2 protein-coding genes and 1 pseudogene are annotated in these 1,856 nt (G+C 60.2%); 1 reads left to right on the top strand and 2 read right to left on the bottom strand.

Annotated elements, in window-relative coordinates; all coding sequences use genetic code 11:
- A pseudogene (locus AC1DLB_RS28985) lies at positions 1–211 on the bottom strand (hypothetical protein); the annotation flags it as partial.
- A 67-nt stretch (positions 212–278) separates the two neighbouring features.
- Positions 279–671 (bottom strand): DUF6152 family protein, encoded by a 393-nt coding sequence (locus tag AC1DLB_RS28980; protein ID WP_019649037.1) that lies wholly within the window; start codon positions 669–671, stop codon positions 279–281.
- A 237-nt stretch (positions 672–908) separates the two neighbouring features.
- Here AC1DLB_RS28980 and AC1DLB_RS28975 point away from each other — a divergent pair.
- Positions 909–1,856: hypothetical protein (locus tag AC1DLB_RS28975; RefSeq protein WP_477786187.1), on the top strand; the 948-nt coding region annotated here is incomplete at its 3' end.

Raw genomic sequence — 1,856 nt, 5'->3', positions numbered from 1 at the left:
GTCCGCCTGGGTGCACCGGGTTGTCGGGGTTCTCACCGAACCAGTCGTCCGGGGTTCGTTCCCAGGTGCCGCTGATGTCGGGGCGTGCGCTGACGCTGTGTTTGTCGCTTAGAGGTTTGGAAGGTGTAGCGGCGTTGCACATCCCGGCGACAGTCACGAGGGCGATGCCCAGGACGATCATTGCCGTGTTCAAGGTTCGTGTCGGTTTCATTGAAACGTCTCCACGCTGCTGGTCTGGTCCGGTCGGTTAGGTCGTCATGAAGCCAGGGAAGGATTTCTCATCCGCCGCCCGTGAGTACGACGTCACCGATCTTGATCTCCACGAGCAGCCCTCCTGGCTCACCGTTTTTCAACGGTTTGAAGGACACCTCGGCAGTCTCGCCGGCCTTGATCGACTCAGCGGTCCAGCCCGTGCGCTGTAACGCGTTGACACTGCCCGTTTCGATCTTGAATCGCTGGGCCGGCGGGCCGGGTGTATCGAGGTAAATCGTGATGTGAGGATTGCTCCAGGCAAAGCGCTCGACGACACCCTTGATCGAGACGGTCTGGGTCTGGTCGAAAAGCGCGAACGAATGGTGTGCACTGGCAACAGGTGCCAGGGCACTGCAGGCGAAGAGGGTCAGAAGACAAAGCCCCTGACGTAACAGCGGGGAGGGTGACAAAGGGGTCATGACAGGTGCCTCGGTTCTTATGGTTCTTATGGGCCCAGCATAGGGGGAGTGCGCTCAGAGGCCGTAGCCCAAAACGGCAACCATTCGAGGCGCTGAGGATGTTTTGCAGCGGGGGAGGTATCGCGCGAGGGGATGGGCGGCCAGCCCCTTGAAAGTGCTGATTTGGGTTACCGCTTGCGCGACCCAAGCCGGAACACTCATGGCTCGCCTCATAAATATAAAAACAGGAGAGACGTCATGCGCACCCTCAGTTACGCCCCATTACTTTCGCTGGTCGCACTCTGTACATTTGAGCCGCAGGTACACGCCTACCAGCTCTACAACGAAGACGATGGCGGAACCGTCCTGAACGCCGACCTGTCGGCGGCGTTTGGCTGGTTCGGCAGCGAGAAAAACTACATTGGCGACCCTGAGAGGGAGCCTGGCAGGATGCGCTGGCAAGAAGGCTACGCCAAGTACGGTCTCAACGGCACGACAAACAAGATCACTGCCGGTTCCGTCTATGGCGGGCTCAGCTGGATCAGCACGGGGTCATTTGGCGATGGGGACGCGGGAGGACTCACCGTCGGGGATGAAAGAAGAACGGCTGTGGAAGACGCCTACCTGGGCTGGAAGTCAGGTGACCTGATTCCTGCGCTGGGCAAGGACGGCGTTGATTTCTCTTTTGGCCGGCAGCTCGTTACGGTGGACGGCTTCCTGATCACTGACGACGGGTTCGCCCCCGGGAAGGCCTTCAGCCCTATCGAGGGCGTAAGGGATGGCCGGTTCAATCGCGGTGGCGCCTTTTACCTTGGCCCGCGGTTGGCGTTCGGGAATACGGCAGTCTTGAAACTGGGTGGTCAGGAGGGCCTGCACGGTAGCCTGATATGGCTCAAATCCGATAACCCCGGGCAGTCGAAGACCGAAGTGGCTGCCGCCACCCTCGACTACACGACGCCCGTCGGCTCGATCGGTTCGACGTACGTGCACGGCCTGGATGTTGACGAGCGATATGCCTTTGGCGATCGGCTTGAGCGCAAGGGTATGAACGTCTACAGCATTCGTGGGCAGGGCAATGCCGGGATCGAGAATGCCGACTTTGCGTTCGAGGTCGCACGTCAGGAAAAACGCTCGGGCTCACAGCGGGCGATGTTCTTCGAAGCGGGCTACACCTTTGCCGACACCCAATGGCAACCGACGGTGAGC

The sequence above is a fragment of the Pseudomonas sp. 05N434 genome (assembly GCF_056396965.1).
This window is presented reverse-complemented; position numbering and strand designations above follow the sequence as displayed.